This window comes from Sphingomonas populi (genome assembly GCF_004208535.1).
Taxonomy (GTDB): Bacteria; Pseudomonadota; Alphaproteobacteria; order Sphingomonadales; family Sphingomonadaceae; genus Sphingomonas; species Sphingomonas populi.
Genome location: NZ_SGIS01000016.1, coordinates 43,717 through 67,748, shown reverse-complemented (window position 1 = coordinate 67,748; position 24,032 = coordinate 43,717). Strand labels below are relative to the sequence as shown.

Genomic DNA, 24,032 nt, shown 5'->3' with positions numbered 1-24,032 from the left:
CCTCCGGGCGGGCCCGCCCTCCGGGGGGGCCCCGCGGCCTGCCCCTCGACTTCGCTCGGCACGAACGGCTGGAGTGGCCTCTGACCGAAGCCGCGCCAGACCGCCCCTCACCCCTCCAGCGTGTGCAGCAGCGTCCGCACGGCAGTATCGACATCGCGGTCCTTGTCGCGCAGTTCCTCGATCCGGCGCACCGCATGGATCACCGTCGAATGGTCGCGGCCACCAAATTTCCGCCCGATCTCGGGCAGCGAGCGCGTGGTCAGCCGCTTGGCGAGGTACATGGCGATCTGGCGCGGGCGGGCGATCACCACCGCGCGGCGCGCCGAAACAAGTTCGACCGGCTTGAGATCGAAATGCGCCGAGACCACCTTCTGGATCTCGTCGATCGTCACGCGCCGCTCGGCGCCGCGCAGCACCTCACCCAACGTCGCCACCGCGAACTCCAGGTCGATGGGTTCGCCGGTCAGTTGCGAATAGGCGATGACGCGGTTGAGCGCCCCTTCCAGATCGCGGATGCTCGCGGTGATCCGCGTCGCGAGCAGGTCGAGCACCTCCTGCGGCACCGTCAGGTTCGGCAGTTCGGCGAGTTTGCGCGCCAGCACCGCACGGCGCAGCGCGAGATCGGGCGCCTTGATGTCGGCGACGAGGCCGCACGACAGCCGCGACGTGATCCGCGCTTCGACTCCGTCGAGGTCCTGCGGGCAGCGATCCGCGCTGATGACGAGCCGTTTGCCCGCGCCCATCACCTCGTTGATCGTGTGGAAGAACTCTTCCTGGGTCGAATCCTTGCCGGCGATGAACTGGAGGTCGTCGATCAGCAGCACGTCGGCCGAGCGCAACCGCGCCTTGAAGCTGTGCGTGTCGCGCGCGCGCAACGCCTGGACGAACTCGAACATGAAGCGCTCGGCCGACATCAGGATCACGCGCGCGGTCGGCACTGCCTCCAGATAGGCCGCGCCGATCGCGTGCATCAGGTGCGACTTGCCCTGCCCGGTGCCGCTGTGAAGGAACAAGGGGCTGAACCGCGGCACGCCGGGCTCGGCGAGCGCGCGCGCGGCGTTGAACGCGACCCGGTTCGAGGCATCGACGACGAATCGGTCGAAGGTGAAGCGCGCGTCGAGTGGCGGCCGCTCGACGGCGGCGGGCGCCGGCGTGACCGGCACCGCACGCAGCACGGGCGCGTCGGCAGGCGCCGGTTCAGCGCGCAGCGTCGCGGGTTGCGGCATCGCCGAGCGCGTCTCGATCGACACGGTCCGCACGCTCGGCACCTGCGCGCGGAATTCCTGGAGCAGCCGGTCGGCATAATGGTTGCTGACCCAGTTGCTCATGAATGCGGACGGCAGCGCGAGCCGCACCGCTTCGACAGTATCGTCCTCAATCAGCTCGATCGGCTTGAGCCACTGGTCGAACAGCCGAACGCCCGCCGATTCGCGCAGATGCGCGCGCACCACCGTCCAGGCTTTAGCGATCTCGCCGTGTCCGTAACGGTCGTCCGCACGTAACGCTCCCCTGGCCCCGATCCCGTTCACGCAACACCTTTCCGGCGGCCGCAACACGTCGCGGCCGCAAATACAGACACACCCTCCCCCAGCCGGAATCGCAATGTCCCGCCCGTTGGTGACGATCAATCAATTGGGTAGCACGGACGAACGTCCGCGCTTCGAGGGTCGATTATGAAGATCGCGGCGAGTCGATCAAGAGCCGCGACCGTCAGATATTTGAAATAATCCGGTTGACTCGGCATGGGCCAAGGTTTCCCGTCAAAAATCGTACAATCATCTGAAATGTATGGATTTTTTACGACGAACCGAGTCGATGCACAGCGCGAATCGCGGGGAATCCTCGGTTTCCGATCTGGCGCGGATTTTGCTCACGATTGGCTCACGCCTATTGGTGCGGCGCGGAATTCCGCGCCGCATCTATCGCGGACACAGCAAAAGCCCGCTTGGAGAAACCCCAAGCGGGCGTCAGCATTCTGGACGGGAGAGTCGGCTCAGGCGAGCGCGGCGAGGCGCTTGGTCAGCCGTGAGAATTTCCGCGAGGCGGTGTTCTTGTGCATCACGCCCTTGGAGACGCCACGCGCCAGCTCGGGCTGGACCTGCGCCATCGCTTCGGTCGCGGCGGTCTTGTCGCCGGATGCGAGCGCGGCTTCTGCCCGCTTCACGAAGGTACGGATGCGACCGACCCGATTGCCGTTCACAAGGGCGCGGTTCGCGTTGCGCCGGATTCGCTTTTTCGCCTGTGGCGTATTGGCCATGAAGCCCTCTAAGTCTGAAATCGGATGACGCGCCGGGATAACTCCCCGCGCCGGAAGGCAGGCCCCTTAGCCAGTCAGTTGAGAACGGTCAACCATTTACCGCTGGCACTGCGGACACCAGAAGGTCGATCGCCCGCCATCGGCGTAGCGTAAAACCGTGCCGCCACAGCCACATGGCTCGCCCTCGCGACCATAGACCGCGAACTGTTTGGAAAAATAGCCGAGTTCGCCGTCCGGCCGCGCGTAATCTCGCAGGGTGGAACCGCCCGCCTCGATCGCGGCGAGCAGCACCTCGCGAATCGCCGCGACCAGCTTGGTGAGCTTCGCGCGCGATATCTGCCCCGCCGCGCGCTTGGGGCTGATCCGCGCGAGGAACAGCGCCTCGCACACATAGATGTTGCCGAGTCCCGCGACGATTCGCTGGTCGAGCAGCATCGCCTTGATCGGTGCGATTCGCCCTTCGAGCACCCGCGCCAGATAGGCGGCGGTGAGATCGTCGCCGAGCGGCTCCGGCCCCATCGCGGTGAAAGGCGGATACCCCCCAAGCGACTCGGTCGGCACCAGATCGACCGAGCCAAACCGGCGCGCGTCGTTGAGCGCGAGCCGCCGGCCCGCGTCGGTTTCGAGGATCAAATGATCGTGCGGCAGCAACTCGCCCGGATCGACTCGCCACCGCCCCGACATGCCGAGGTGGAAGATCATCGTGTCACCGCGATCGGTATCGATCAGCCCGTATTTGGCGCGCCGGCCAAGCCCCGTCACCCGCGCCCCGGTCAGCCGCTGGCGCAGATCCTCAGGGAACGGACGGCGCAGATCGGGGCGACGCATCTCGACCAAGGTCAGCCGCGCGCCCTCCAGCACGGGCGTAAGGCCGCGCACGGTGGTTTCGACTTCGGGAAGTTCTGGCATTCGGGTCCATTCTCAAAGCCCGTTCGTCCCGAGCGAAGTCGAGGGACAAGCGCATGTCCCTCGACTTCGCTCGGGACGAACGGCGTACGGGAGCTAGGTTGCGTTTGCCCGCGCCACAAGCGCCCGCTAGAGCGACGCGATGACCGATACCGTATCCTTTGGCTATGAAGACATCCCCGCAGCCGAGAAGACCGCCCGCGTCGGCGGCGTGTTCTCGAACGTCGCGGCGAAATACGATCTGATGAACGATGCCATGTCGGGCGGCATGCACCGGCTCTGGAAGGATCGCTTCGTGCGCCGCGTGAAGCCGCGCGAAGGCGAGCAGATCCTCGACATGGCTGGCGGCACCGGCGACATCGCGTTCCGGCTGGAAACATCGGGCGCGTCGGTCACCGTCGCCGACATCAATCCCGAGATGCTCGCGGTCGGCATGGAACGCGCCGCCAAGCGCGGCATCGACGGCCTAGTCTGGACCGAAGCCAACGCCGAGACGTTGCACTTCCCCGACCGCTTCTTCGACGCCTATACGATCGCGTTCGGCATCCGCAACGTGACCGACATCCCCAAGGCGCTGCGCGAAGCGCACCGCGTCCTGCGGCGTGGCGGGCGGTTCTTCTGCCTCGAATTCTCGACCACCGTCTGGCCCGGTTTCGCCGAGGCCTATGACGCCTATTCGCACAAGATGGTGCCGCAACTCGGCAAGCTGCTGGCGGGGGATGCGGACAGCTATCGCTATCTGATCGAATCGATCCGCCGCTTCCCCGACATGCCGACCTTCGAGGCGATGATCCGCGAGGCGGGGTTCGTGAACACGAATGTCGAGCCGATGCTGGGCGGGCTGGTCGCGATCCACAGCGGCTGGAAGATTTGATGTCGGCAAAGACTCTCCCCTCCCGCGTGCGGGAGGGGTCGGGGGAGGGCCTGTCCGCGAACGAGGCGCCACTTGGACACGCCCTCCCCCAGCCCCTCCCACAAGTGGGAGGGGAGTTTTGACATCCCCCACCGTCCACCTCTGGCGGCTCCTCAAATGGGGCCGCATCCTCGCGCGGCATGGCGCGTTGCAGGGCATCGAGCGCGATCCCAACACGCCCGCCCCGGTGCGCCGGCTGGTGCGGATCGCGCGGCTCGGCGCGCGCGTGCCGGCGACGCCGCGCTATGCCGATGCCTTCCACGCGATCGGCCCGGCGGCGGTCAAGCTCGGCCAGACGCTCGCGACCCGGCCCGATATCGTCGGCGATGAAGCCGCGCACGATCTGCTGCGCTTGCAGGATGCGCTCCCGCCGCTCCCCTATGAGACGATCCACGCCGCGATGGCGAAGGCATTCCAGCGCGATCCGGCCACCTTGTTCGCCTCGATCGATCCTGTGCCGGTCGGCGCCGCCTCGATCGCGCAGGTCCACCGCGCCGTCACCACCGACGGCCGTCACGTCGCGGTGAAAGTGCTGCGCCCCGGCGTGGAGGACGATTTCGCCCGCGCGATCGACACCTACGAATGGGCGGCAGCGCAGATCGAGGCGATGGGCGGCGAACTCGCCCGACTGCGCCCACGTCTCGTCATCGCGACTTTCAAACGCTGGACCGCGCGCGAACTCGATTTCCGCCGCGAGGGCGCCTCGGCCTCCGAACTCGCCGATGCGATGACGGCCGAGCCCGATTTCGTCGTCCCCAAGATCGACTGGCAGCGCACCACGGGCAAGGTGCTGACGCTCGAATGGATCGACGGCATCAAGCTGTCGAACCGCGCCGCGCTGGTCGAGGCCGGCTACGATCTGCCCAAGCTCGCCAACACGCTCGTCCACGCGTTCTTGCGGCAGGCGATCGCGGAAGGCTTCTTCCACGCCGACATGCACCAGGGCAATCTGTTCGCGCTGCCGGGCGCCAACGGGCAAGGGCAGATCGCGGCGATCGACTTCGGCATCATGGGCCGGATCGACCGGCGTGCGCGCGTCTGGCTCGCCGAGATCCTCTACGGGCTGATCACCGGCAACTATAAGCGCGTCGCCGAAATCCATTTCGAGGCCGGCTATGTGCCCGCGCACCACAATGTCGCCGAGTTCGCGACGGCGCTGCGTGCGGTCGGCGAGCCGATGCGTGGCCTCGCGGTGAAGGACATGTCGATCGGCATGATGCTCGACAGCCTGTTCAACATCACGCGCGATTTCGACATGCGGACCCAGCCGCATCTGCTGCTGCTGCAAAAGACGATGGTGATGGTCGAGGGCGTCGCGACCAGCCTCGATCCCGATATCAACCTGTGGGACACCGCCGCGCCGTTCGTGCGCGAATGGATTCGCACCGAGCTCGGCCCCGAGGCCGCCGTCGCCGATCGGCTCATCACCGATCTGCGCACGCTCGCGCGAATCCCCGAACTGGTCCGCAATATCGAGCGGCACTTCCCCACACCCGGCGGCGCACCGCCCGAACCGCCGATGAAGCCGATCGCGGTGCTGGGGTCGGGGCGGCACGTCGCCCTGCGTTACGTGCTGGTCGCGGTGGTGAGTGCGAGCGCCAGCTTCGCCGCCGCGTGGCTGGCGCTGCACTGACTCGGTGCCGCGCCCGCTCACCCCGCTCTGGCTCGCCGCCCCCAGCCGCTTCGCGCGGCTGAGCCGGGCGCAGGCGCGGCTGGTGCTGATCGGGCTGGCGCTGCTGATCGCGGCGAGCCTGTTCGCGCTGTCGGTGCCCGCGCCGGATGGGGCGTCCGATCCGGCCCAGACCGATCTCAATCTCTACCAGACAATCGTCGAGGGCGTTCGCGCCGGCGGCGATTATTACAGCGTCGCCGCCCGGTCGCTGCGGGCAGGCGATTTCCCGCTCAGGCCGTTCGTCACCTTCCGCCTGCCGACGCTGGCGATGATCGAGGCGGCGCTGCCGCACGGCGCGATCGTGACGTTGCTCGACGTGCTGGCGCTCGGCGTGTTCGTGGCGTGGGGCTTGCGGTTGCGGGAAGCGTTCGCGCGGCGGCTGCCGCTGGTGGTCGCGCTGATGCTGCTCGCCGGCGGGATGCTCGGCTTCGTGCAGAGCGACCTCGCCGCGTTCCATGAGATCTGGGCCGGGCTGCTGATCGCTTTGTCGCTCGCGCTGCGCCGCCCCGGTCGCTGGGTCGAGGCGGTCGCGTTCGGGATGATGGCAATGCTGATCCGCGAGACAGCGGCGTTGTACGTCGCGATCATGGCGGTGCTGGCGTTGGTGCAGGGCCAGCGGCGCGAGGCGCTGGGCTGGGGCGCGACGCTCGGCGTGTTCGCCGTGGTGGTCGCGCTGCACGCGCATGCCGTGAGCGAGGTGGTGCATGCGACCGATCCCGCCTCGCCGGGCTGGGCCGGAATGCTCGGCTTCGGCTTCTTCGCCGAGGCGATCGCGGTTTCGACCGTGCTCACGCTGTTTCCGCTGGTGGTGGCGGCGCCGCTGGTCGCGCTTGCGCTCGCCGGCTGGGCGGCGTGGGAGAGCGATCTCGGCCTGCGCGTCACCGTGACCCTGGTCGCCTATGCGGTGCTGATCGCGCTGTTCGGGCGCGCCGACACCTTCTATTGGGGGCTGATGATCGCGCCCACGCTCCTCGTCGGCCTCGCCTTCGCGCCCGATGGGCTGCGCGATCTGGTCCGCGTCGCCGCGCAGCGGCGGCGGATCACGGTGACTCGGGTGGTGCGGTGAAGATCCTGCTCATCATCGGCGGCGGCATCGCCGCGTACAAGGCGTGCGAGCTGATCCGGCTGTGCCGCAAGGCCGGCATATCGGTGCGTTGCGTGCCGACCGCCGCCGCACACCATTTCGTCACGCCGATGACGCTGGCGGCGCTGAGCGAAAACCCGGTGTTCACCTCGTTGTGGGATCTCAAGGACGAGGCCGAGATGGGGCATATCCAGCTCAGCCGCGAGGCCGATTTGATCGTGGTCGCCCCCGCCACCGCCGATCTGATGGCGAAGATGGCCGCCGGCATCGCCGACGATCTCGCCACCACGGTACTGCTCGCCACCGACAAGCCCGTGCTGGTCGCGCCGGCGATGAACGTGCGGATGTGGGAGCACCCAGCGACGCGCCGCAACGTCGCGACGCTGCGCGGCGACGGGCTGACCGTGCTGGAGCCCGACGAGGGACCGATGGCGTGCGGCGAGTTCGGCGCCGGGCGGTTGCCCGAGCCGGAAGCGATTCTGGCGGCGATTCGGGCGGCGCTTGCGTGAACCTGATCACCCTCACCCTTCCGTCGCTTCGCTCCTCCCTCCCTCTCCCACCGGGAGAGGTAAGGGGCCCGCCCGGCGCAGCCGGGTGGGAAGGGTGAGGGTGACGAGAGTGCCCCACATCCTCATCACCGCCGGCCCGACTCACGAGCCGATCGATCCGGTCCGCTACATCGCCAACCGCTCCTCGGGCAAACAGGGCTTCGCGATCGCCGGGGCGCTGGCGGCACGCGGCGCCCGCGTGACGCTCATCGCCGGCCCGGTAACGCTCCCCACGCCGCCAAACGTCGACCGCATCGACGTCGAAACCGCGCGTGACATGGCCGCCGCCGTCGACGCCGCACTCCCCGCCGACGCCGCCGTGCTGGTCGCCGCCGTCGCCGACTGGCGCGTCGAAAGCACCACGCAGAAGATCAAGAAGGGCACAGGCACGCCCGTCCTCCACCTCGTCGAAAACCCCGACATCCTCGCCGGCCTCGCCAAAAGCCCCAAGCGCCCGCGCCTGCTGGTCGGTTTCGCCGCCGAGACCGAGCGCGTGATCGAACACGCCACCGCCAAGCGTGAGCGAAAGGTGGTCGACTGGATCGTCGCCAACGACGTGTCGGGCGACGTGATGGGCGGCGCCGAAAATGCCGTCCACATCGTCACCGCAGCGGGCGTCGAAAGCTGGCCGCGCATGACCAAGCAGGCGGTGGCAGAGGCCCTCGCCGAACGCATCCTCGCGGCGCTCGCCGGGGGCGCATGAGCGCGCGCCCTTAGACAAATCCGTCACAGCCGCTAAGATGCGCGCCATGAGTCCACCCCCGATCACCATCAGTATCAAGCGCCTCGATCACGGCAAGGGGCTCCCCCTGCCCGCCTATGCGACCGAGGGCGCCGCCGGCATGGACGTTGTCGCCGCCGAGGCGCTGACGCTCGCGCCGGGCGCGCGCGCGGCAGTGGCGACCGGCTTTGCGATCGCGATTCCCCACGGGTTCGAGGTGCAGGTCCGGCCCCGCTCCGGCCTCGCGCTCAAGCACGGCGTCACCTGCCTCAACACGCCGGGTACGATCGACAGCGACTATCGCGGCGAGGTGAAGGTGATCCTCGCCAATCTCGGCGACGAACCGTTCGAGATCGCGCGCGGCGACCGGATCGCGCAACTCGTCCCCGCCCCCGTCCAGCGCGCGATGCTCGGCGAAGTCGATGATCTGGACGAAACGGTGCGCGGCAGTGGCGGGTTCGGATCGACCGGGCGGTGATGCTCGCGTTCCTCTTGCTGCTTCAGGCGACCACAGACGCGCTCCCGCCCTTGCCGACCGACTGGTCGACGCTCGCGCCGATCCCCTATGTCGATGCACCGACCATCACCGCGCCGCTGGTGACGTTCGTCGCCGGTGAGGTCGCCGCCGGGCGCTGCGCGGTGCAGAAGCCCGCCGATGGCCATTATATCGTCAAGGTCGATGTCGCCGCGCTGGTCGATCAGGACGGCATCCTGCGCCGCGCGGTGCCGCGCGCGATCGACTGTCCGACGGTCGAACAATATAGCGCCGGGCTCGTCACCAGCTTCGCACGCGCCAATCTCAACGATAGTGCGGCGACGATGTGGTATCGCGCCACTTTGGTCTATGATTGGCAGGGATGACGCTGACCGACGCTGAGCTAGACCGCTACGCGCGCCACATCGTCCTGCGCGAAATCGGTGGCGCCGGGCAGATGAAACTGCGCCGCGCACGCGTGGCGGTGATCGGCGCCGGCGGCATCGGTTCGCCCGCCATCCAGTATCTCGCGGCGGCGGGCGTCGGCGAACTCATCCTGATCGACGACGACCGCGTCGATCTCTCCAACCTTCAGCGCCAGACGATCTTTGGCGGTGACGATGTCGGTGCGACCAAGGTGGAAGCGGCGGCGGCGGCAGTGGCGCGGCTCAACCCGGCGGTGCGCGTGACCGCGCGCGCCGCGCGGCTCGACGCCGCCAATGCCGCCGATCTGATCGCCGGTGCCGACGTCGTGCTCGACGGCACCGACAGTTTCACCGCGCGACTCGCGGTGGCCGATGCAGCGCTGGCGGCGCGCGTGCCGCTCGTTTCGGCGGCGGTCGCGCAGTTCGAGGGGCAACTCGCGGTGTTTCGTGGCTGGGAGGCGGATAAGCCCTGCTATCGCTGCTTCGTCGGCGACGATCCCGACCGGCCCGACACGAGCTGCGCGGAGGCGGGCGTGCTCGGCGCGATGGCGGGGGTGATGGGCAGCCTCGCCGCGCTGGAAGTGCTGCGCGCGATCACCGGCTTCGGTGAGGATAGCGCGGGCAAATTGCTGCTGGTCGACGCGCTCGCCTTCCGCTTCCGCACGATCGGCCTGCCCAAAGACCCCGGCTGCCGGGGCTGCGGCGGTCGAGCGGATCAGGCCGCCGGCTTCTCCGCCGCCTGATCTTCCGCGCCCAGCACATGCCAGCCGTGGAAATCGCGCACCATCTGGACGCGGCATCCCTTGCACACGCCGCGAAACGACGTGCCGTCATGCCAGACCGAGTGGCGATTGCGATGATGCTTCCCGAAGATGCAAGAAATACGCTGCACGATATTCATGCGGTTAGCTCCGGCGGGGTTCCAAAAACGAGTGGCGGTCGCATACTCCCGACCGCAGCGGCATGGTCATGAATTCTTCGTCACGAAGGTGCGGTTAGTCCGTCCTTAACGCTCGATCGGCAAAGGCTTGGGCATGCAGACCTCCGCCTCGCGCACCGTCCTCGTCATCTTCGGCACACGGCCCGAGGCGATAAAGCTGTTCCCCGTCGTCGCGGCGCTCAAGCAGATGCCCGGCCTCGTCGTGCGGACCTGCGTGACCGCCCAGCATCGCGGCCTGCTCGATCAGGTACTCGACATCGCCGGTCTCACCCCGGACATCGACCTCGACCTGATGGAGCCGGGCCAGTCGCTCGACCGGCTTACAGCCCGCCTCCTGACCGGACTGGGCGGCGTGATGGACGCCGAACAGCCCGACCGTGTCATCGTACAGGGCGATACCGCGACCGCGATGGTCGGCGCGCTCGCCGGCTATTACAGGAAAGTGCCCGTCAGCCATGTCGAGGCGGGCCTACGCTCAGGCGATATATACCAGCCCTGGCCGGAGGAAGTAAACCGCCGCATCGTCGCGCCGATCGCCGATCAGCATTTCGCTCCGACCGAAACCGCCGCCCAGGCACTCCGCCGTGAGAACATCGCGCCCGCGACGATTCACGTCACCGGCAACACCGTGATCGACGCGCTCCACGCGACTCGCGCCAAGCTCGATGCCGATCCGTCGCTCGCCGCCGGCCTCGACGACATCGCCGCGCGCTTCGCGGGCAAGCGGCTGATCCTCGTCACCACGCACCGTCGTGAGAATTTCGGCGGCGGCATGGAAAGCATTGCGCGCGCAATTGGCCGAATCGCCGACCGGCCCGACACGGCGGTGCTGTTTCCGGTCCACCCCAACCCCAACGTCGTCTCGGTGATGGATGCGCTGCTTGGGGACCGCGCCAATGTCGCGCGAATCGAACCGCTCGATTACCCGCACTTCATCCGCGCGCTGGGCATGTGCGAGATCGCGCTGACCGATTCGGGCGGCGTGCAGGAGGAAGCCCCCGCCCTCGCCAAGCCCGTTCTCGTCATGCGCGAGACGACGGAACGCCCCGAAGGCGTGATCGCGGGCACCGCGAAGCTGATCGGGACCGATTCCGACCGCATCGTTTCCGAAATATCAACTCTCCTCGACGACAAGCAGGCCTATTCGGTCATGGCCCGCGCCCACAACCCGTTCGGCGACGGTCATGCATCCGAGCGGATTGCAAGGATCGTCGCTGATGGTTTCGAATGCTGAACTCAAGGTCGTCGTCGTTGGTCTTGGCTATATTGGACTGCCCACCGCCGCGGTGATCGCGCGCACCGGCGCCAAGGTGCTCGGTATCGATGTCAGTGCGCACGTCGTCGAGACGGTCAATTCGGGCAAGGTCCATATCGAGGAAGTCGATCTCGACGGCCTCGTCTCGGGCGTGGTCGCGCGCGGCACGCTGCGCGCCGCGACCGAGGTTGAGCCAGCCGACGTGTTCGTCATCGCCGTGCCGACGCCGTTCGCGGACGATCACGCGCCCAACATCGGTTACGTGCTGCGCGCCGCCACCACGATCGCGGCGGTGCTCAAGGCGGGCGACGTCGTCATCCTCGAATCGACCTCGCCGGTCGGCACCACTGAGAAGGTCCGCGATCTGCTCGCGCAGCTCCGCCCCGATCTCAAGGTGCCGGGCAAGACCGGAGAAGCCGCCGACATCGCCATCGCCTATTGCCCGGAACGCGTGCTGCCCGGCCGCATCCTCGTCGAACTGATCGACAACGACCGCGTGATCGGCGGCATCACCCCGCGTTGCGCGCGCAAAGCGCTGACCTTCTACCGCCGCTTCGTGCGCGGCGCCTGCGTGACGACGACGAGCCGCGCGGCGGAAATGACCAAGCTCACCGAGAACGCCTTCCGCGACGTCAACATCGCCTTCGCTAACGAACTGAGCCGGCTCGCCGACACGATGGAGGTCGATGTGTGGGAAGTGATCCGCCTCGCCAACCGCCATCCGCGCGTCAACATTCTGTCGCCCGGCCCTGGCGTCGGCGGACATTGCATCGCGGTCGATCCGTGGTTCCTCGTCCATGCCGACCCGGCCAATTCGCCGCTGATCCGCACCGCGCGCGAGGTGAACGACGCCAAGATCGACTATGTCGTGGCGCGCGCCGCCGCGCTGATCGAGGCGCGGCCGGGCGTGCGCGTCGCCTGCCTGGGCCTCGCGTTCAAGGCGAACATCGACGATTTCCGCGAAAGCCCCGCGCTGAAAGTCTCGACCGAACTGGCCCGCCGCTTCGGCAAGCGCATCGCCGTGGTCGAACCCTATACCAACGCTTTGCCCGCCGCCTTCGCGGGCACCGGCGCCGGTCTGATCGACATCGATTCCGCGATCGAGCAATGCGACATCATGATCGTGCTGGTCGATCATGATATGTTCAAATCGGTCCCGCTCGACGAACGGATCGACAAGCAGGTCTATGACACGCGCGGCATATGGCCCGACCAGCCTGCGCCCAAAGCCTGGGGTGAGCCGGAGTCGCTCCGCCTCGCCGGCTGACCGCACGCCCCCCGTCGTTCGGGCCGGGCGACGGACATAGGGCGGAAACCTATCGCCGCCACCACCGATGATGGTCATTGCGCATGCGTGCAGCAATGTGCCATTGCGCGCTCGTTTCCGATCGCATGCGACCAGAGACCGATACTGGCCGTTGCGGAGAAAAGGGGAGCGCGATGGAACGTGCGTTGGGGAACGCAGCCGCATGCATCGGTGACCATGCATCATGCGACACACGTCGGCGGGCGGCCGATGTTCGCGGATCGGCGCGGTCGAGCGCCCCGCGATCCCGAATCCGATGCAGGACGCTCACGAACGCGGATATCCATACCGCATCGTGCGCGCGGTCCGCGATTTCATCGCTTTACTTTCAAGGGACTATGGCATTCCTTCCGCCACGAGAGCGCAAGATTGGGCACGCTGCGGCGCGATTTTATGCTGCACTGCAAAAATGCGCTTTATAACACGAGTGAATTCCTTTACTTTAATGGGCACGCAACGATTGAATCACTGCGCGGGAAACCATCATGAACCTGGAACTCGGACGGTCCGGCTGGGCGCAAGAGCCGGGGTCTCGTGATTCGATGACCTCGGTCAGCACACCCTCGTGGCGTCCACGCGCCTCCGCGCTGCGTAGCCGCGCCTTTATCGGCCTCATGCTGGTCGATCTGCTGTGCATCATAGCATCGTTTCTGGCCGCAGTGCTGCTGCACGCGCGCTTCGGCAGCGACAAGAACTGGATCGTGCTGCTCGCGGTGCTGCTGCCGATGTATGTCGTCATCGCGCTCAACGCACACGCTTATTCCTCTCCCAATTTGCAGGACCCGTTCCGCGCGGTCGCCAAAGGCGCCCAGGCGCTCGTCATCGCGATCAGCGCGGTGATCTTCGTCGCCTTCTTCGTGCGCGTCTCCGACGGGTTTCCGCGTATGCTGGTGACGCTCGGGTCGATCTTCTCGCTCGGATCGTTGATCGCGGCGCGCTACCTGTTCGTGAAGCACATGGCCGCGATTATCGGCGGCAATCCGTTCAGCGTGATCCTGATCTGCGAAGGCGACCAGCGCGTGCCGCCGGGCAAGTTCTCGGTGGTGATCTCTCCCGAATCGTTCTTCGATCCCGAGCAGCACGATCCGGTGATGTACGACCGGCTCGCCAAGTCGCTCGAAAGCGCCGACCGCGTCGTCGTCGCGTGCAGCCCGGAACGCCGCACCGCCTGGGCGCATGCGCTGAAAGGCGCGAACATCCAGAGCGAGATCGTCGCACCCGAACTGCGCGATCTGGCGCCGCTCGGCATGGGCAATCACGGCAGCGAACCGACCATCGTCATTGCCAACGGCCCGCTCGGCCTGTTCGATCGGTTCATGAAGCGCGCGTTCGATTTTACCCTCGCACTCGGTGCGCTGCTCGCGCTGCTGCCGATCCTCGCGGTGATCGCGGTGCTGGTGAAGCTCGACAGCGCCGGCCCGGTGTTCTTCAAGCAGACCCGCATCGGCCGCGGCAACCAGATGTTCAAGATGCTCAAGTTCCGCAGCATGCGCGTGCTTGAATCCGACCTCGCGGGCGCGCGTTCCGCCTCGCGCGACGATGACCGCGTCACGCGGGTAGGCAAGTTCATCCGCCGCACCAGCATGGACGAGCTGCCGCAGCTCATCAACGTGCTCAAGGGCGACATGAGCATCGTCGGGCCGCGCCCGCACGCGCTTGGCTCGCGCGCTGCCGACAAATTGTTTTGGGAAGTCGATACCCGCTATTGGCATCGCCATGCCGCCAAGCCGGGGCTGACCGGGCTCGCGCAGGTGCGCGGTTATCGTGGCGCGACCGTCTACGAATCGGATTTGCGCAACCGGCTTCAGGCCGATCTCGAATATCTCGATACCTGGTCGATCTGGCGCGACCTGCTCATCATCGCGATGACCTTCCGCGTGCTGCTCCACCGGAACGCCTTCTGACCCCGCGATGGCGCGCTGCGGCTGAAGCGCGTAGGATCGGGTAACGATGTTCAGCTTCCCCTTCAAAAAACGCGTGCCGCCGCCACCGCCGCCGATGATCCCGCCGGGCGTGCGGGCCTATGCGATCGGCGATGTGCATGGCCGCGCCGACCTGCTCGACGCGTTGCTCGCCGATGTCTTCGCCGATCACGCTCGCCGTGCCCCCGCCGCGCTGCGGCTGATCTTCCTCGGCGACCTGATCGACCGTGGCCCCAGCTCTCGCGAGGTGGTCGAGCGGGTGCGCGATCTCATCGCCTCGGATGACCGCGTGTCCTGCATCACCGGCAATCATGAGGAGGTGTTCCTTCTCGCGCTCGACGGCGATGTCGAGGCGCTCGGCATGTTCCTGCGGATCGGCGGCGATACCACGCTCGCCAGCTACGGCATCGTCGAAGAAATCTACGATGCCGACAGCGACGCCGAACTGATCGAGGTGATGCGCGCGCGCATACCCGCCGACCATATCGATTTCCTCGCGCGCCTCGACGACCGGATCGAGATCGGCGATTATCTGTGCGTCCATGCCGGGGTACGCCCGGGCGTACCGCTCGACGCGCAGCAAACCACCGACCTGCGCTGGATTCGCCAGCCGTTCCTCGATCACCGTGGCGCGTTCGGCAAGTTCATCATCCACGGCCATACCCCCATGAGCGACGTGGACGTCCAGCCCAACCGGATCGGCATCGATACCGGCGCGGCCTATGGCGGCAAGCTCACCGCGATCGGGCTGGAGAGCATGCAGCGCTGGTTCCTCAGCGTCGGCTGATCCTTTTGTGCGATTGCGTTGTCGGGCGATTTGCGCCAGATCGACGCGACGTTCGCAAGGGAAGACAGCATGGACCGCCAAGAGATCACCGGCATCGTCACCGAGATCATGTGCGACGTCTTCGACCTCGATGAGCTCGAATATTCCGATGGCCTCTCGGCCGAGGTGATCGAGGAATGGGACAGCCTCAGCCATATCCGCTTCATCGTCGCGGTCGAGAAGCGCTTCGGCTTCCGCTTCTCCAGCGCCGAGATCGAGGGCTTTTCGAAAGTCGGCGATCTCGTCGACAGCATCGCCGCGCATATTGCCTGATGCGCGGCTGAGGACGCGGCCGTGAGCGACCCGTTCGCCCTGCCCTGGCTGCTGCCCGCGCCGGCCGATTTTCGCGCCCGGCTCAAGGCGATCCGCGCGGCGGACAGCCTCGATGCAGGCGCCTTACGGGCGCTGGTTCAAACCGCGCTCGATGCGACTCAACTCGAACAGGCCAGCCGAGTCGTTTCCGCGCGTATCGGCGATCTCGCGGGCGCGGGGCTGCGGCCGCTCAAGCTCGGCATCGTCGCATCGCATACCGCCAAGGCAATCGCCTATGCGCTCCCCGCCGCCGCTTTGCGTCACGAGGTCTTACTGAGCGTCGAGCTTGCCGATTACGGGCAGGCCGCCCAGGCGTTGCTCGATCCCGCCTCATCCCTGGCGCAGGCGCGGCCCGACGCGATCCTGCTCGCACTCGACGCGCAGGCGCTAGGCCTCGCCCGCCCCCGCCTCGACCCCGCCGAAGCCGAAGCGACCGTCACGCGCGCACTCGACTATGTCGCGGCGCTCCGCGCGGGCGCTCGCGCGAATGCCGGCGCGCCGGTGATCGTGCAGACGCTCAGCACCCCGGTCGAAAGCCTGTTCGGCAGCTACGACGGTCAACTCGCCGGCACGGTGCGCTGGCTGATCGCCGAGTTCAACACGCGGCTGCTGCGCAGTGTCGCCGGCAGCGGCGATCTGGTGCTCGACGTCGCCTTCCTCGCCGCCACGGTCGGGCTGGCGCAGTGGCATGACGCGCGGCTGTGGCACGACGCCAAACTCCCGTTCGCGGTCGAGGCGCTGCCGCTCTACGCCGACAAGCTTGGCGGCCTGCTTGCGGCGTTTCGCGGGCTGTCGCGCAAATGCCTCGTGCTCGATCTCGACAATACCCTGTGGGGCGGCATCATCGGCGACGACGGGATCGACGGCATCCAGCTCGGCCAAGGCTCGGGCACCGGCGAGGCGCATCTCGCGGTACAGGCGTTCGCGCTCGATCTGCGCGCGCGCGGCGTGGTGCTGGCGGTCTGTTCGAAGAATGAGGATTCCGCCGCGCGCCTGCCCTTTACTGGTCATAGCGAGATGCTTCTGCGCGAGGAGCATATCGCCGTGTTCCTCGCCAACTGGACCGACAAAGCCTCCAATCTGCGGCAGATCGCCGCGACGCTCAACATCGGCACCGACGCGCTCGTCTTCCTCGACGATAACCCCGCCGAACGCGCGCAGGTCCGCCAGGAACTGCCCGAGGTGGCGGTGCCGGAAGTCGGCAGCAATCCGGCCGACTTCGTTCGTATCCTTGGGCAAGCCGGCTATTTCGAAACGGTCTCGTTCGGCGACGAGGATCGCGGCCGCGCGGCGATGTACAGCGCCAACGCCGAACGCGCGGCGGCGCTGACCAACGTCAGCAACCTCGCCGACTATCACGCCTCGCTCGACATGGTCTGCACAATCGCGCCGTTCGACGACGCCGGCCGCGCCCGCATCGCGCAGCTCGCCAACAAATCCAACCAGTTCAACCTGACCACGCGCCGCTATACCGAAGCCGACATCGCCGCGATCGCCGCCGATCCCGAGCGATTCACGATGCAGGTGCGGCTTGCCGACCGGTTCGGCGACAACGGCATGATCTCGGTGCTGATCTTCGCGCGCGGCGCGGAGGAATGGCGCTGCGAGACCTGGCTGATGAGCTGCCGGGTGCTGGGTCGCCGTGTCGAGGAAGCCGTGCTGGCGCATGTTGCCGCCGCCGCACGCGCCGCCGGCGCAACGCGGCTGATCGGCGAGTATATCCCGAGCGCGAAGAACGCGATGGTGCGCGAGCATTTCGCCAAGCTCGGCTTCGTCAAAACCGCCGATCGTGCCGATGGCGGCACCGAATGGGCGCTGGATCTCGAAACGTACGTGCCGCCGACGCTGCCCATGATTTTAGAGTGAGCGGCGACATGGCATCGCAACACAATCCGCTCGCCCGCATGTTCCCCGGCCGGCACCGCCAGGCGCTCGACCCCGAAGAGCGCAACGTCCTCGACAAGATCGAATCGAAGCTGCCAATCGCACGCGACGCCGCCGACGTCGCCGACGAACGCTCGACCTATGGCCAGCGCCTTGCCGACAAGGTCGCGGCGGTCGGCGGCTCGTGGTCGTTCATCATCGTCTTCGCGATCATCCTGTTCGGCTGGATGCTGCTCAACAGCGACGTGCTGACCCACTGGGGTCTGGCGTTCGATCCCTATCCGTTCATCTTCCTCAACCTGATGCTGTCGACTGTCGCCGCGATCCAGGCGCCGGTCATCATGATGAGCCAGAATCGCCAGTCGCAGAAGGACCGGCTCGCGGCGAGCCTCGATTACGAGGTCAATCTGCGCACCGAGCTGGAGATTCTGCGGCTGCACGAGAAGATCGACATGGCGATCGCCGAGCGGCTCGACCGGATCGAGGCGCGGCTCGGACTCGCCGCGCAAAACGACGGGCAGCCGACCCCGTAACGGGTTCTTAGCCCAAGTCCGCTACGTCGCTTCCGATGAAACCCGCCCCCGCCCCGACGATCAGCGTACTGATGGCGATCTACAACGGCGCGGCGCTGGTGCGCGAGACGATCGCGAGCTTGCAGGCGCAGACGTTCGGCGATTTCGAACTGATCGTGGTCGATGATCGCTCGACCGACGACAGCGTCGCGGTGCTGAACGCGATCGGCGATCCGCGCATCCGGGTGATCGAATCGCCCGCCAATCAGGGCGTCGTACTGGCCCGCAACACCGCATTCGCGCATGCACGCGGGCGCTATATCGCCGCGCTCGATCATGACGATCTCTGCCACCCGCAACGGTTCGCCAAGCAGGTCGCCTATCTCGACGCGAACCCGGATACCGTGCTGCTCGGCACCGCCGCCAACATCCTCGAAAACGGCGCGATCCTGCCCGCGACGCTCGCCGCCGCGACCACGCCGAGCGTGATCGAATGGCTGCTCAGGATCGAGAACCCGCTCGTCTGGTCGTCGGTGATGATGCGCGCCGACGCCGCACACAAACTCGACATCTTCATGCGCCCGGACCTGATCTGCGCCGAGGATTACGATCTCTACCACCGCATCGCCCGGTTCGGCACGGTCGCGCGGCTCGACGCGGAGTTGGTCACCTATCGCCGTCATGGCGGCGGCCTCTCGCAGCGCCGGGTCGAGGAACTGCGCGCCTGTTCGGTGGCGATCCTCGCCGATGCTCACCGCGACCATCTTGGCGACGACGCCGAAGAGATCGCCTCGCTGATCGTCCATTATGTGATGGGCCAGATCCCCGTTCCCGACCGCGAGACGCTCCAGCGGCTCGGCGATGCGCTGGTGCGCTTGCAAACCCACTTCATCGCGACGCACCGCCCCGATGCCGCCAGCCGCCGACTGCTACGCTGGGAAACCGCGCGCCGCTGGGCACGGGTCGGGCGGATCGGCTTGCGCACCGGCACGCTCGGCCTGATCGCAACCGCGACGGTGCGGCCCGATCATCTCGGGCTTGGCTATGCCGGGCTGGACGAACTGATCCTGTCGCGGATCGTCGGCGGTGCGCGCAACGTTACGCGGCAACGCCGCCCGGCGTGATCGTCGCCCCGGCGCAGGCCGGGGCCGCTGTGCTGCTTGGCGAAGCGATTGCCACACACGCAACGGCCCCGGCCTCCGCCGGGGCGACGATGATAGCTATGTAGTTACGTTTGACACCATCCGCCGGGACGCGTATCTAGTATCACATGATACAAGATGCCGCATCCAACCCGCGCCAGAACCCCCTGGGCCTCAATGGATTTGAATTCGTCGAGTTCACCTCGCCCGATCCCGAAGGCATGGGCCGGTTGTTCGAACAGCTCGGCTTCACGCCGACGCATCGCCACCCGAGCAAGAACGTCACCCGCTACAAGCAGGGCCGCATCAACCTGATGATCAACCGCGACGAGGCCGGCCGCGTTGCCGCCTTCCGTGGCGAGCATGGCCCCTCCGCGAGCGCGATGGCGTTCCGCGTCGCCAATCCGGCCAAGGCGATGGAATGGGCGCTCGCCAACGGCGCCAAGCCCACCGACGAGGACGATACCGTCATCCAGGGCATCGGCGGTTCGTACCTCTATTTCATCGAGGACGGCATCGACCTGTACGCCGACTGGGCCGAATTCCCCGGCTGGCGCGAGGCCGAGGCGCGCAATTCGGTCGGGCTCGATCTGCTCGATCACCTCACCCACAACGTCCGGCGCGGCCAGATGCGGGTGTGGAGCGAATTCTACCGCACCTTGTTCGGCTTCGAGGAGCAGAAGTTCTTCGACATCAAGGGCCAGGCGACGGGTCTGTTCAGCCAGGCGATGATCGCGCCCGACCATGCCATCCGCATCCCGCTCAACGAGAGCCAGGACGACAAGAGCCAGATCGAGGAGTTCATCCGCGAATATAATGGCGAAGGCATCCAGCATCTCGCGCTGACCACCGACGACATCTTTGCCACCGTCGAGGCGCTGCGCGCGCGCGGCGTGCGGCTTCAGGACACGATCGAGACCTATTACGAACTGGTCGACAAGCGCGTCCCCGGCCACGGCGAAGATCTCGAACGGCTCAAGAAGAACCGCATCCTGATCGACGGCGATATCGAGACAGAGGGGCTGCTGCTCCAGATCTTCACCGAGAACATGTTCGGGCCGATCTTCTTCGAGATCATCCAGCGCAAGGGCAATGAAGGGTTCGGCAACGGCAACTTCCAGGCGCTGTACGAATCGATCGAACTGGACCAGATTCGCCGCGGCGTGGTTACGGTGGAGGGGTAGATCCCTCTCCCTCCGCTTCCAAAACCGTTCGTGTCGAGCGAAGTCGAGACACATGGCGCAGCGCGTGGGCTTGTCCCTCGACTTCGCTCGGGACGAACGGGGATGCCTCAAGGAGCCGCAACGTGACCGAGTATCAGACCGGCTTCGGCAACCACTTCGCCACCGAAGCCGTGCCCGGCGCGCTGCCGATCGGCCGCAACTCTCCGCAGCGACCCGCCTTCGGCCTCTACGCCGAACAGCTCTCCGGCACCGCCTTCACCGCGCCGCGCCACGAGAACCGGCGGAGCTGGCTCTATCGCCTGCGCCCCTCCGCCGAGCATCCACCATACACGCGCTACGAAGGCGCACCGCGCTTCGCTCCGGGTACGGACGGCCAGCCGCTGCCGCCCAACCGGCTGCGCTGGTCACCGATCGATGCGCCCACCGAACCGACCGACCTGATCGACGGCATCACCACGATGCTCGCCAACCGCAACCCTGCCGATCTGGAGGGCGTGGCGGTCCATCTCTACGCCGCCAACCGCGACATGTCCGCACGCGCATTCGTGAATGCCGATGGCGAACTGCTGTTCCTCCCGCAAGCCGGCCGCCTCACGCTCCTCACCGAACTCGGCCGGATCGATGTCGCGCCCAGCGAGATCGCGCTCGTCCCGCGCGGCGTGCGCTTCCGCGCGCTCCTGCCGGACGGTGCGGCGAGCGGCTATATCGCCGAGAACCACGGCGCGCTGTTCCGCTTGCCGGATCTCGGCCCGATCGGCGCCAACGGCCTCGCCAATCCGCGCGATTTCGAGACCCCGGTCGCGTGGTTCGAGGATATCGATTCCCCCTTCCAGCTTGTGCAAAAGGCGTTGGGAAGTCTGTGGATAACCACGCTCGGCCACAGCCCGCTCGACGTGGTCGCGTGGCACGGCAACGTTGCGCCGTGGCGCTACGATCTCGCGCGGTTCAACACGATCGGCAGCGTCAGCTTCGATCATCCCGACCCCTCGATCTTCACTTTGCTAACCTCGCCGTCGGACGTGCCGGGCCGCGCCAATGCCGACATCGTGATCTTCCCGCCACGCTGGATGGTGGCGGAGGACACGTTCCGCCCGCCGTGGTTCCACCGCAACGTGATGTCGGAGGCGATGGGCCTCATCACGGGCGCCTATGACGCCAAGGCCGATGGCTTCGCCCCGGGCGGACTATCGCTGCACAATCTGATGGCCGGTCATGGCCCGGACGTGGCGAGTTGGCGCGCCGCCAGTGAGGCCGATCTGCAGCCGCGCAAGATCGTCGATACGATGGCGTTCATGGTCGAAAGCTGCTGGCCGTATCGCCCGACGCGTTTCGCGCTCGAACATGCCCAGCCCGATTACGATGCGGCATGGGCGGGCTTCCCCAAGGCGAGCCTGCCGAGCAGTTGAACCCGACCCCGCGCCCGCCTAGGCTCGCGCGATGCCTGACGCCGCATTGAAGCTCGACGATTTCCTGCCGTTCCGGCTGTCCTTCACCTCGAACCTGGTGAGCGACCGGATCGCGCGAGCGTATCAGGCGCTGTTCGGGCTGACGATCCCCGAATGGCGGCTGGTCGCAGTGATCGCGGAAAGCGATGGCATCACCCAACAGGCGATCGGCGCGAACACCCGCATGGACAAGGTGACGGTCAGCCGCGCCGCAATCGCGCTGGTCGAACGCGGCCTGATCGAACGCGTTCCCAACGCCGGCGACCGCCGCTCGCACCTGCTGCGGCTAACCGCATCAGGCCGAGCGCTGTACGAGCAGGTCGCGCCCAAAGCGCTGGAGTTGGAGCAGCGCATATTCGGCGGCTTCGATGCTGCGCGGGTGGAAGGCTTCGTCGCGATGCTGCGCGAGATCGACGCGGTGGCGATGGCGGTGGAAGCCGAGAACGCTGGCTAAGCGGGGGTGATCGCCAGCGGGTGCCCAATCAACTGCCGGTCGCGCGTCAGCAGTCGTACGCCAAGCCGTTGCGCATGGATCAGCAGCATCTCGTCGAACGGGTCGGGCACCGGCATCGCCGGGGCGAGCATCGTCGCACAATCTTCGGCCGACAAACCGGCCAATTGCATATCGTTGGCCGCGATGAAGGCGAGCGCGAGCGCAGGGTCAAGCTGCCCTTTCCGTCGGCCATGCCGGTCGCGCTTCTGCCATTTCAGGCGCATTTCCCAGAGCGAGGCGGCAGAGACGATCACCTCAGCCGCCCCGATCAACGCTCGTTCGCGCGGCCTGATCTCGTCGGGGTCGATCGCCAGCCAGATCAGGAAATGCGTGTCGAGCAGCAACCTCACTTCGCTTCAGGCTCATCATCGAAATAGTCCGGTCCGAACAGCTCGCGTGTCCAGGCCGGATCGTTGAACTCTTCGAGCCACGCATCGTCGAGCGGCGGGCCGTCGTATTTGTCGAGCCCGAGCTCCTTGCGGACGCGCTCGTTGCGTTCGAAATCGAACCCGCCCTTCTTCTTGCGCGGCGGCCCGAGTTCGGCGACCGGCTCGCCGTTCTTGGTGATGATGACCTGCTCGCCCTTCGCCGCAGCGTCGAGCGCCGATGCGAAATTCGCCCGAGCTTCCCGTACCGACATTTCCATGAAAATGCTCCTCGTGTACGCAAGTGTACACGGATGCCGCAACCAGCGCAATACGGCGGACGGTGACGCCCTCACGCCGCTTGCCTGCGTAGATCGACACGCATAAACAGGCCGCGTTCTCAGGGAGTTTTCGAAATGATCCAGCGCCACCGCTAACGCGGACCATCGCAGCGGAGCGATCCGCCGGCTGGACTCTGTTTCGAGACCATCATGCAACGATTGAAAAACAAAACCTGCGTCGTGACCGGCGCTGCGCGTGGCATCGGTCGCGCGATCGCCGCGCGCTTTCAGGACGAAGGCGCCATCGTCATCGTCACCGATATGGATGAAGCCGCCGGCGCGGCCACCGCCGCCGAAATCGGCTGCGCGTTCGAACCCCTCGACGTGCGCGAGGAAGCCGACTGGCTTCGCCTCGCCCGCATCGTTCCAATTGCCGATGTCGTCGTCAACAATGCCGGCGTGACCGGGTTCGAGGCGGGCGCGACCGCGCACGATCCCGAACATGCCAGCCTCGCCGACTGGCGGGCGGTCCATCAGGTCAATCTCGACGGGACGTTTCTCGGCTGTCGCTATGCGATCGGCGCGATGAAGGCGAAGGGCGCGGGATCGATCATCAATATCTCGTCGCGTTCAGGGCTGGTCGGCATTCCGATGGCGGCCGCCTATGCATCCTCCAAGGCGGCGATCCGCAATCATAGCAAGACGGTTGCGCTCTACTGCGCGCAGCAGGGCTGGACGATCCGCTGCAACGCGATCCACCCCGCCGCGATCCTGACGCCGATGTGGGAGCCGATGCTGGGAAGCGGCCCCGATCGCGAGGCGCGAATGCAGGCGCTGGTTGCCGACACACCGCTGAAGCGGTTCGGGACGCCCGAGGAGGTCGCAGCGGTCGCGGCCATGCTCGCATCCGACGAAGCGACCTATGTGACGGGCACGGAAATCCATATCGACGGGGGGTTGCTCGCCGGCTCCGCCGCGTCGCCCGGATAGACGCGCTATCCACTCGCGCCTTTCGCGCGGCAGCGATCTGAGCAGAACTTCACAGTGTCCCAGTCGCGTTGCCATTTCTTGCGCCATGCGAACGGCCGCGCGCAAGCGGCGCAGGTCTTGGTTGGGAGGGTGAGCTTCTTGTGCGCCATGCCGGCACCAACGCACGAAACGCGG

25 protein-coding genes and 1 pseudogene are annotated in these 24,032 nt (G+C 66.8%); 19 read left to right on the top strand and 7 right to left on the bottom strand.

Annotated elements, in window-relative coordinates:
- Positions 1-107: 107 nt before the first annotated feature.
- The 3 genes from dnaA to mutM form a co-directional block, all read right to left on the bottom strand.
- Complete coding sequence (gene dnaA / locus EWE75_RS11980; RefSeq protein WP_206364751.1) at positions 108-1,520, bottom strand: chromosomal replication initiator protein DnaA; 1,413 nt, start codon at positions 1,518-1,520, stop codon at positions 108-110.
- Positions 1,521-1,993: 473 nt separating this feature from the next.
- Complete coding sequence (gene rpsT, locus EWE75_RS11975; protein WP_130157715.1) at positions 1,994-2,257, bottom strand: 30S ribosomal protein S20; 264 nt, start codon at positions 2,255-2,257, stop codon at positions 1,994-1,996.
- 96 nt (positions 2,258-2,353) lie between these two features.
- Positions 2,354-3,166, bottom strand: coding sequence for a bifunctional DNA-formamidopyrimidine glycosylase/DNA-(apurinic or apyrimidinic site) lyase (gene mutM, locus EWE75_RS11970; RefSeq protein ID WP_130157713.1), 813 nt, complete (start codon positions 3,164-3,166; stop codon positions 2,354-2,356).
- A 139-nt stretch (positions 3,167-3,305) separates the two neighbouring features.
- Between mutM and EWE75_RS11965 the strand changes: the two genes are divergently transcribed.
- From EWE75_RS11965 to EWE75_RS11935, 7 genes and pseudogenes are all read left to right on the top strand, one after another.
- Positions 3,306-4,037 carry a class I SAM-dependent methyltransferase gene (locus EWE75_RS11965; protein ID WP_130157711.1) on the top strand — a complete coding sequence of 244 codons (732 nt, stop codon included), beginning with the start codon at positions 3,306-3,308 and terminating at the stop codon, positions 4,035-4,037.
- Between the two features lie 118 nt (positions 4,038-4,155).
- Positions 4,156-5,709: a 2-polyprenylphenol 6-hydroxylase gene (gene ubiB / locus EWE75_RS11960; RefSeq protein ID WP_130157709.1), complete on the top strand. Its 1,554-nt coding sequence runs from the start codon at positions 4,156-4,158 to the stop codon at positions 5,707-5,709.
- A 4-nt stretch (positions 5,710-5,713) separates the two neighbouring features.
- Positions 5,714-6,814, top strand: coding sequence for a glycosyltransferase family protein (locus EWE75_RS11955; protein ID WP_206364750.1), 1,101 nt, complete (start codon positions 5,714-5,716; stop codon positions 6,812-6,814).
- Positions 6,811-8,083, top strand: a pseudogene (locus EWE75_RS11950) (bifunctional phosphopantothenoylcysteine decarboxylase/phosphopantothenate synthase). The gene EWE75_RS11955 and the pseudogene EWE75_RS11950 overlap by 4 nt, the downstream one beginning before the upstream one ends.
- Before the next feature lie 46 nt (positions 8,084-8,129).
- Positions 8,130-8,579: a dUTP diphosphatase gene (gene dut, locus EWE75_RS11945; RefSeq protein WP_130157705.1), complete on the top strand. Its 450-nt coding sequence runs from the start codon at positions 8,130-8,132 to the stop codon at positions 8,577-8,579.
- Entirely contained in the window at positions 8,579-8,962 is a 384-nt protein-coding gene (locus EWE75_RS11940; RefSeq protein WP_130157703.1) for a hypothetical protein, read from the top strand. The genes dut and EWE75_RS11940 overlap by 1 nt, the downstream gene beginning before the upstream one ends.
- Positions 8,959-9,744, top strand: a complete 786-nt coding sequence (locus EWE75_RS11935; RefSeq protein WP_130157701.1) for a HesA/MoeB/ThiF family protein — start codon at positions 8,959-8,961, stop codon at positions 9,742-9,744. Before EWE75_RS11940 ends, EWE75_RS11935 begins: the two co-directional genes overlap by 4 nt.
- Here the strand turns inward: EWE75_RS11935 and EWE75_RS11930 are convergent.
- Positions 9,717-9,902, bottom strand: coding sequence for a hypothetical protein (locus tag EWE75_RS11930; RefSeq protein WP_130157699.1), 186 nt, complete (start codon positions 9,900-9,902; stop codon positions 9,717-9,719). The genes EWE75_RS11935 and EWE75_RS11930 overlap by 28 nt on opposite strands.
- Positions 9,903-10,035: 133 nt before the next feature.
- On the opposite strand from EWE75_RS11930, the gene wecB reads away from it, so the two are divergent.
- The 11 genes from wecB (at position 10,036) to EWE75_RS11875 (ending at position 22,183) form a co-directional block, all read left to right on the top strand.
- A complete protein-coding gene (gene wecB, locus EWE75_RS11925) occupies positions 10,036-11,175 on the top strand; it encodes a non-hydrolyzing UDP-N-acetylglucosamine 2-epimerase (protein ID WP_130157697.1) in 1,140 nt (379 codons plus the stop codon).
- Entirely contained in the window at positions 11,159-12,463 is a 1,305-nt protein-coding gene (gene wecC, locus EWE75_RS11920; protein WP_130157695.1) for a UDP-N-acetyl-D-mannosamine dehydrogenase, read from the top strand. The genes wecB and wecC overlap by 17 nt, the downstream gene beginning before the upstream one ends.
- Before the next feature lie 524 nt (positions 12,464-12,987).
- Positions 12,988-14,406, top strand: coding sequence for an exopolysaccharide biosynthesis polyprenyl glycosylphosphotransferase (locus EWE75_RS11915; protein ID WP_130157693.1), 1,419 nt, complete (start codon positions 12,988-12,990; stop codon positions 14,404-14,406).
- Positions 14,407-14,452: 46 nt separating this feature from the next.
- A complete protein-coding gene (locus tag EWE75_RS11910) occupies positions 14,453-15,211 on the top strand; it encodes a metallophosphoesterase (protein ID WP_231708327.1) in 759 nt (252 codons plus the stop codon).
- A 69-nt stretch (positions 15,212-15,280) separates the two neighbouring features.
- Positions 15,281-15,523, top strand: coding sequence for an acyl carrier protein (locus EWE75_RS11905; RefSeq protein ID WP_231708326.1), 243 nt, complete (start codon positions 15,281-15,283; stop codon positions 15,521-15,523).
- A 21-nt stretch (positions 15,524-15,544) separates the two neighbouring features.
- Positions 15,545-17,428: an HAD-IIIC family phosphatase gene (locus EWE75_RS11900; RefSeq protein ID WP_130157691.1), complete on the top strand. Its 1,884-nt coding sequence runs from the start codon at positions 15,545-15,547 to the stop codon at positions 17,426-17,428.
- Between the two features lie 8 nt (positions 17,429-17,436).
- Complete coding sequence (locus EWE75_RS11895; protein WP_130157689.1) at positions 17,437-17,979, top strand: DUF1003 domain-containing protein; 543 nt, start codon at positions 17,437-17,439, stop codon at positions 17,977-17,979.
- Between the two features lie 35 nt (positions 17,980-18,014).
- Complete coding sequence (locus EWE75_RS11890; RefSeq protein ID WP_130157687.1) at positions 18,015-19,082, top strand: glycosyltransferase family 2 protein; 1,068 nt, start codon at positions 18,015-18,017, stop codon at positions 19,080-19,082.
- Between the two features lie 146 nt (positions 19,083-19,228).
- Complete coding sequence (gene hppD / locus EWE75_RS11885; RefSeq protein ID WP_130157685.1) at positions 19,229-20,284, top strand: 4-hydroxyphenylpyruvate dioxygenase; 1,056 nt, start codon at positions 19,229-19,231, stop codon at positions 20,282-20,284.
- A 122-nt stretch (positions 20,285-20,406) separates the two neighbouring features.
- On the top strand, positions 20,407-21,690 hold the full coding sequence (gene hmgA, locus EWE75_RS11880; protein WP_130157683.1) for a homogentisate 1,2-dioxygenase: 1,284 nt from the start codon (positions 20,407-20,409) through the stop codon (positions 21,688-21,690).
- Between the two features lie 31 nt (positions 21,691-21,721).
- Positions 21,722-22,183: a MarR family winged helix-turn-helix transcriptional regulator gene (locus EWE75_RS11875; RefSeq protein WP_130157681.1), complete on the top strand. Its 462-nt coding sequence runs from the start codon at positions 21,722-21,724 to the stop codon at positions 22,181-22,183.
- On the opposite strand, the gene EWE75_RS11870 is transcribed toward EWE75_RS11875, so the two are convergent.
- Positions 22,180-22,572, bottom strand: coding sequence for a type II toxin-antitoxin system VapC family toxin (locus tag EWE75_RS11870; RefSeq protein WP_130157679.1), 393 nt, complete (start codon positions 22,570-22,572; stop codon positions 22,180-22,182). The two genes, EWE75_RS11875 and EWE75_RS11870, sit on opposite strands and share 4 nt — an antisense overlap.
- A complete protein-coding gene (locus tag EWE75_RS11865) occupies positions 22,569-22,868 on the bottom strand; it encodes a type II toxin-antitoxin system Phd/YefM family antitoxin (protein ID WP_130157677.1) in 300 nt (99 codons plus the stop codon). The genes EWE75_RS11870 and EWE75_RS11865 overlap by 4 nt, the downstream gene beginning before the upstream one ends.
- Positions 22,869-23,078: 210 nt before the next feature.
- On the opposite strand from EWE75_RS11865, the gene EWE75_RS11860 reads away from it, so the two are divergent.
- On the top strand, positions 23,079-23,858 hold the full coding sequence (locus EWE75_RS11860) for an SDR family oxidoreductase (RefSeq protein ID WP_130157675.1): 780 nt from the start codon (positions 23,079-23,081) through the stop codon (positions 23,856-23,858).
- Between the two features lie 5 nt (positions 23,859-23,863).
- Here EWE75_RS11860 and EWE75_RS11855 read toward each other — a convergent pair whose 3' ends face one another.
- Entirely contained in the window at positions 23,864-24,007 is a 144-nt protein-coding gene (locus EWE75_RS11855) for a DUF2256 domain-containing protein (protein WP_130157673.1), read from the bottom strand.
- Positions 24,008-24,032: the final 25 nt, after the last annotated feature.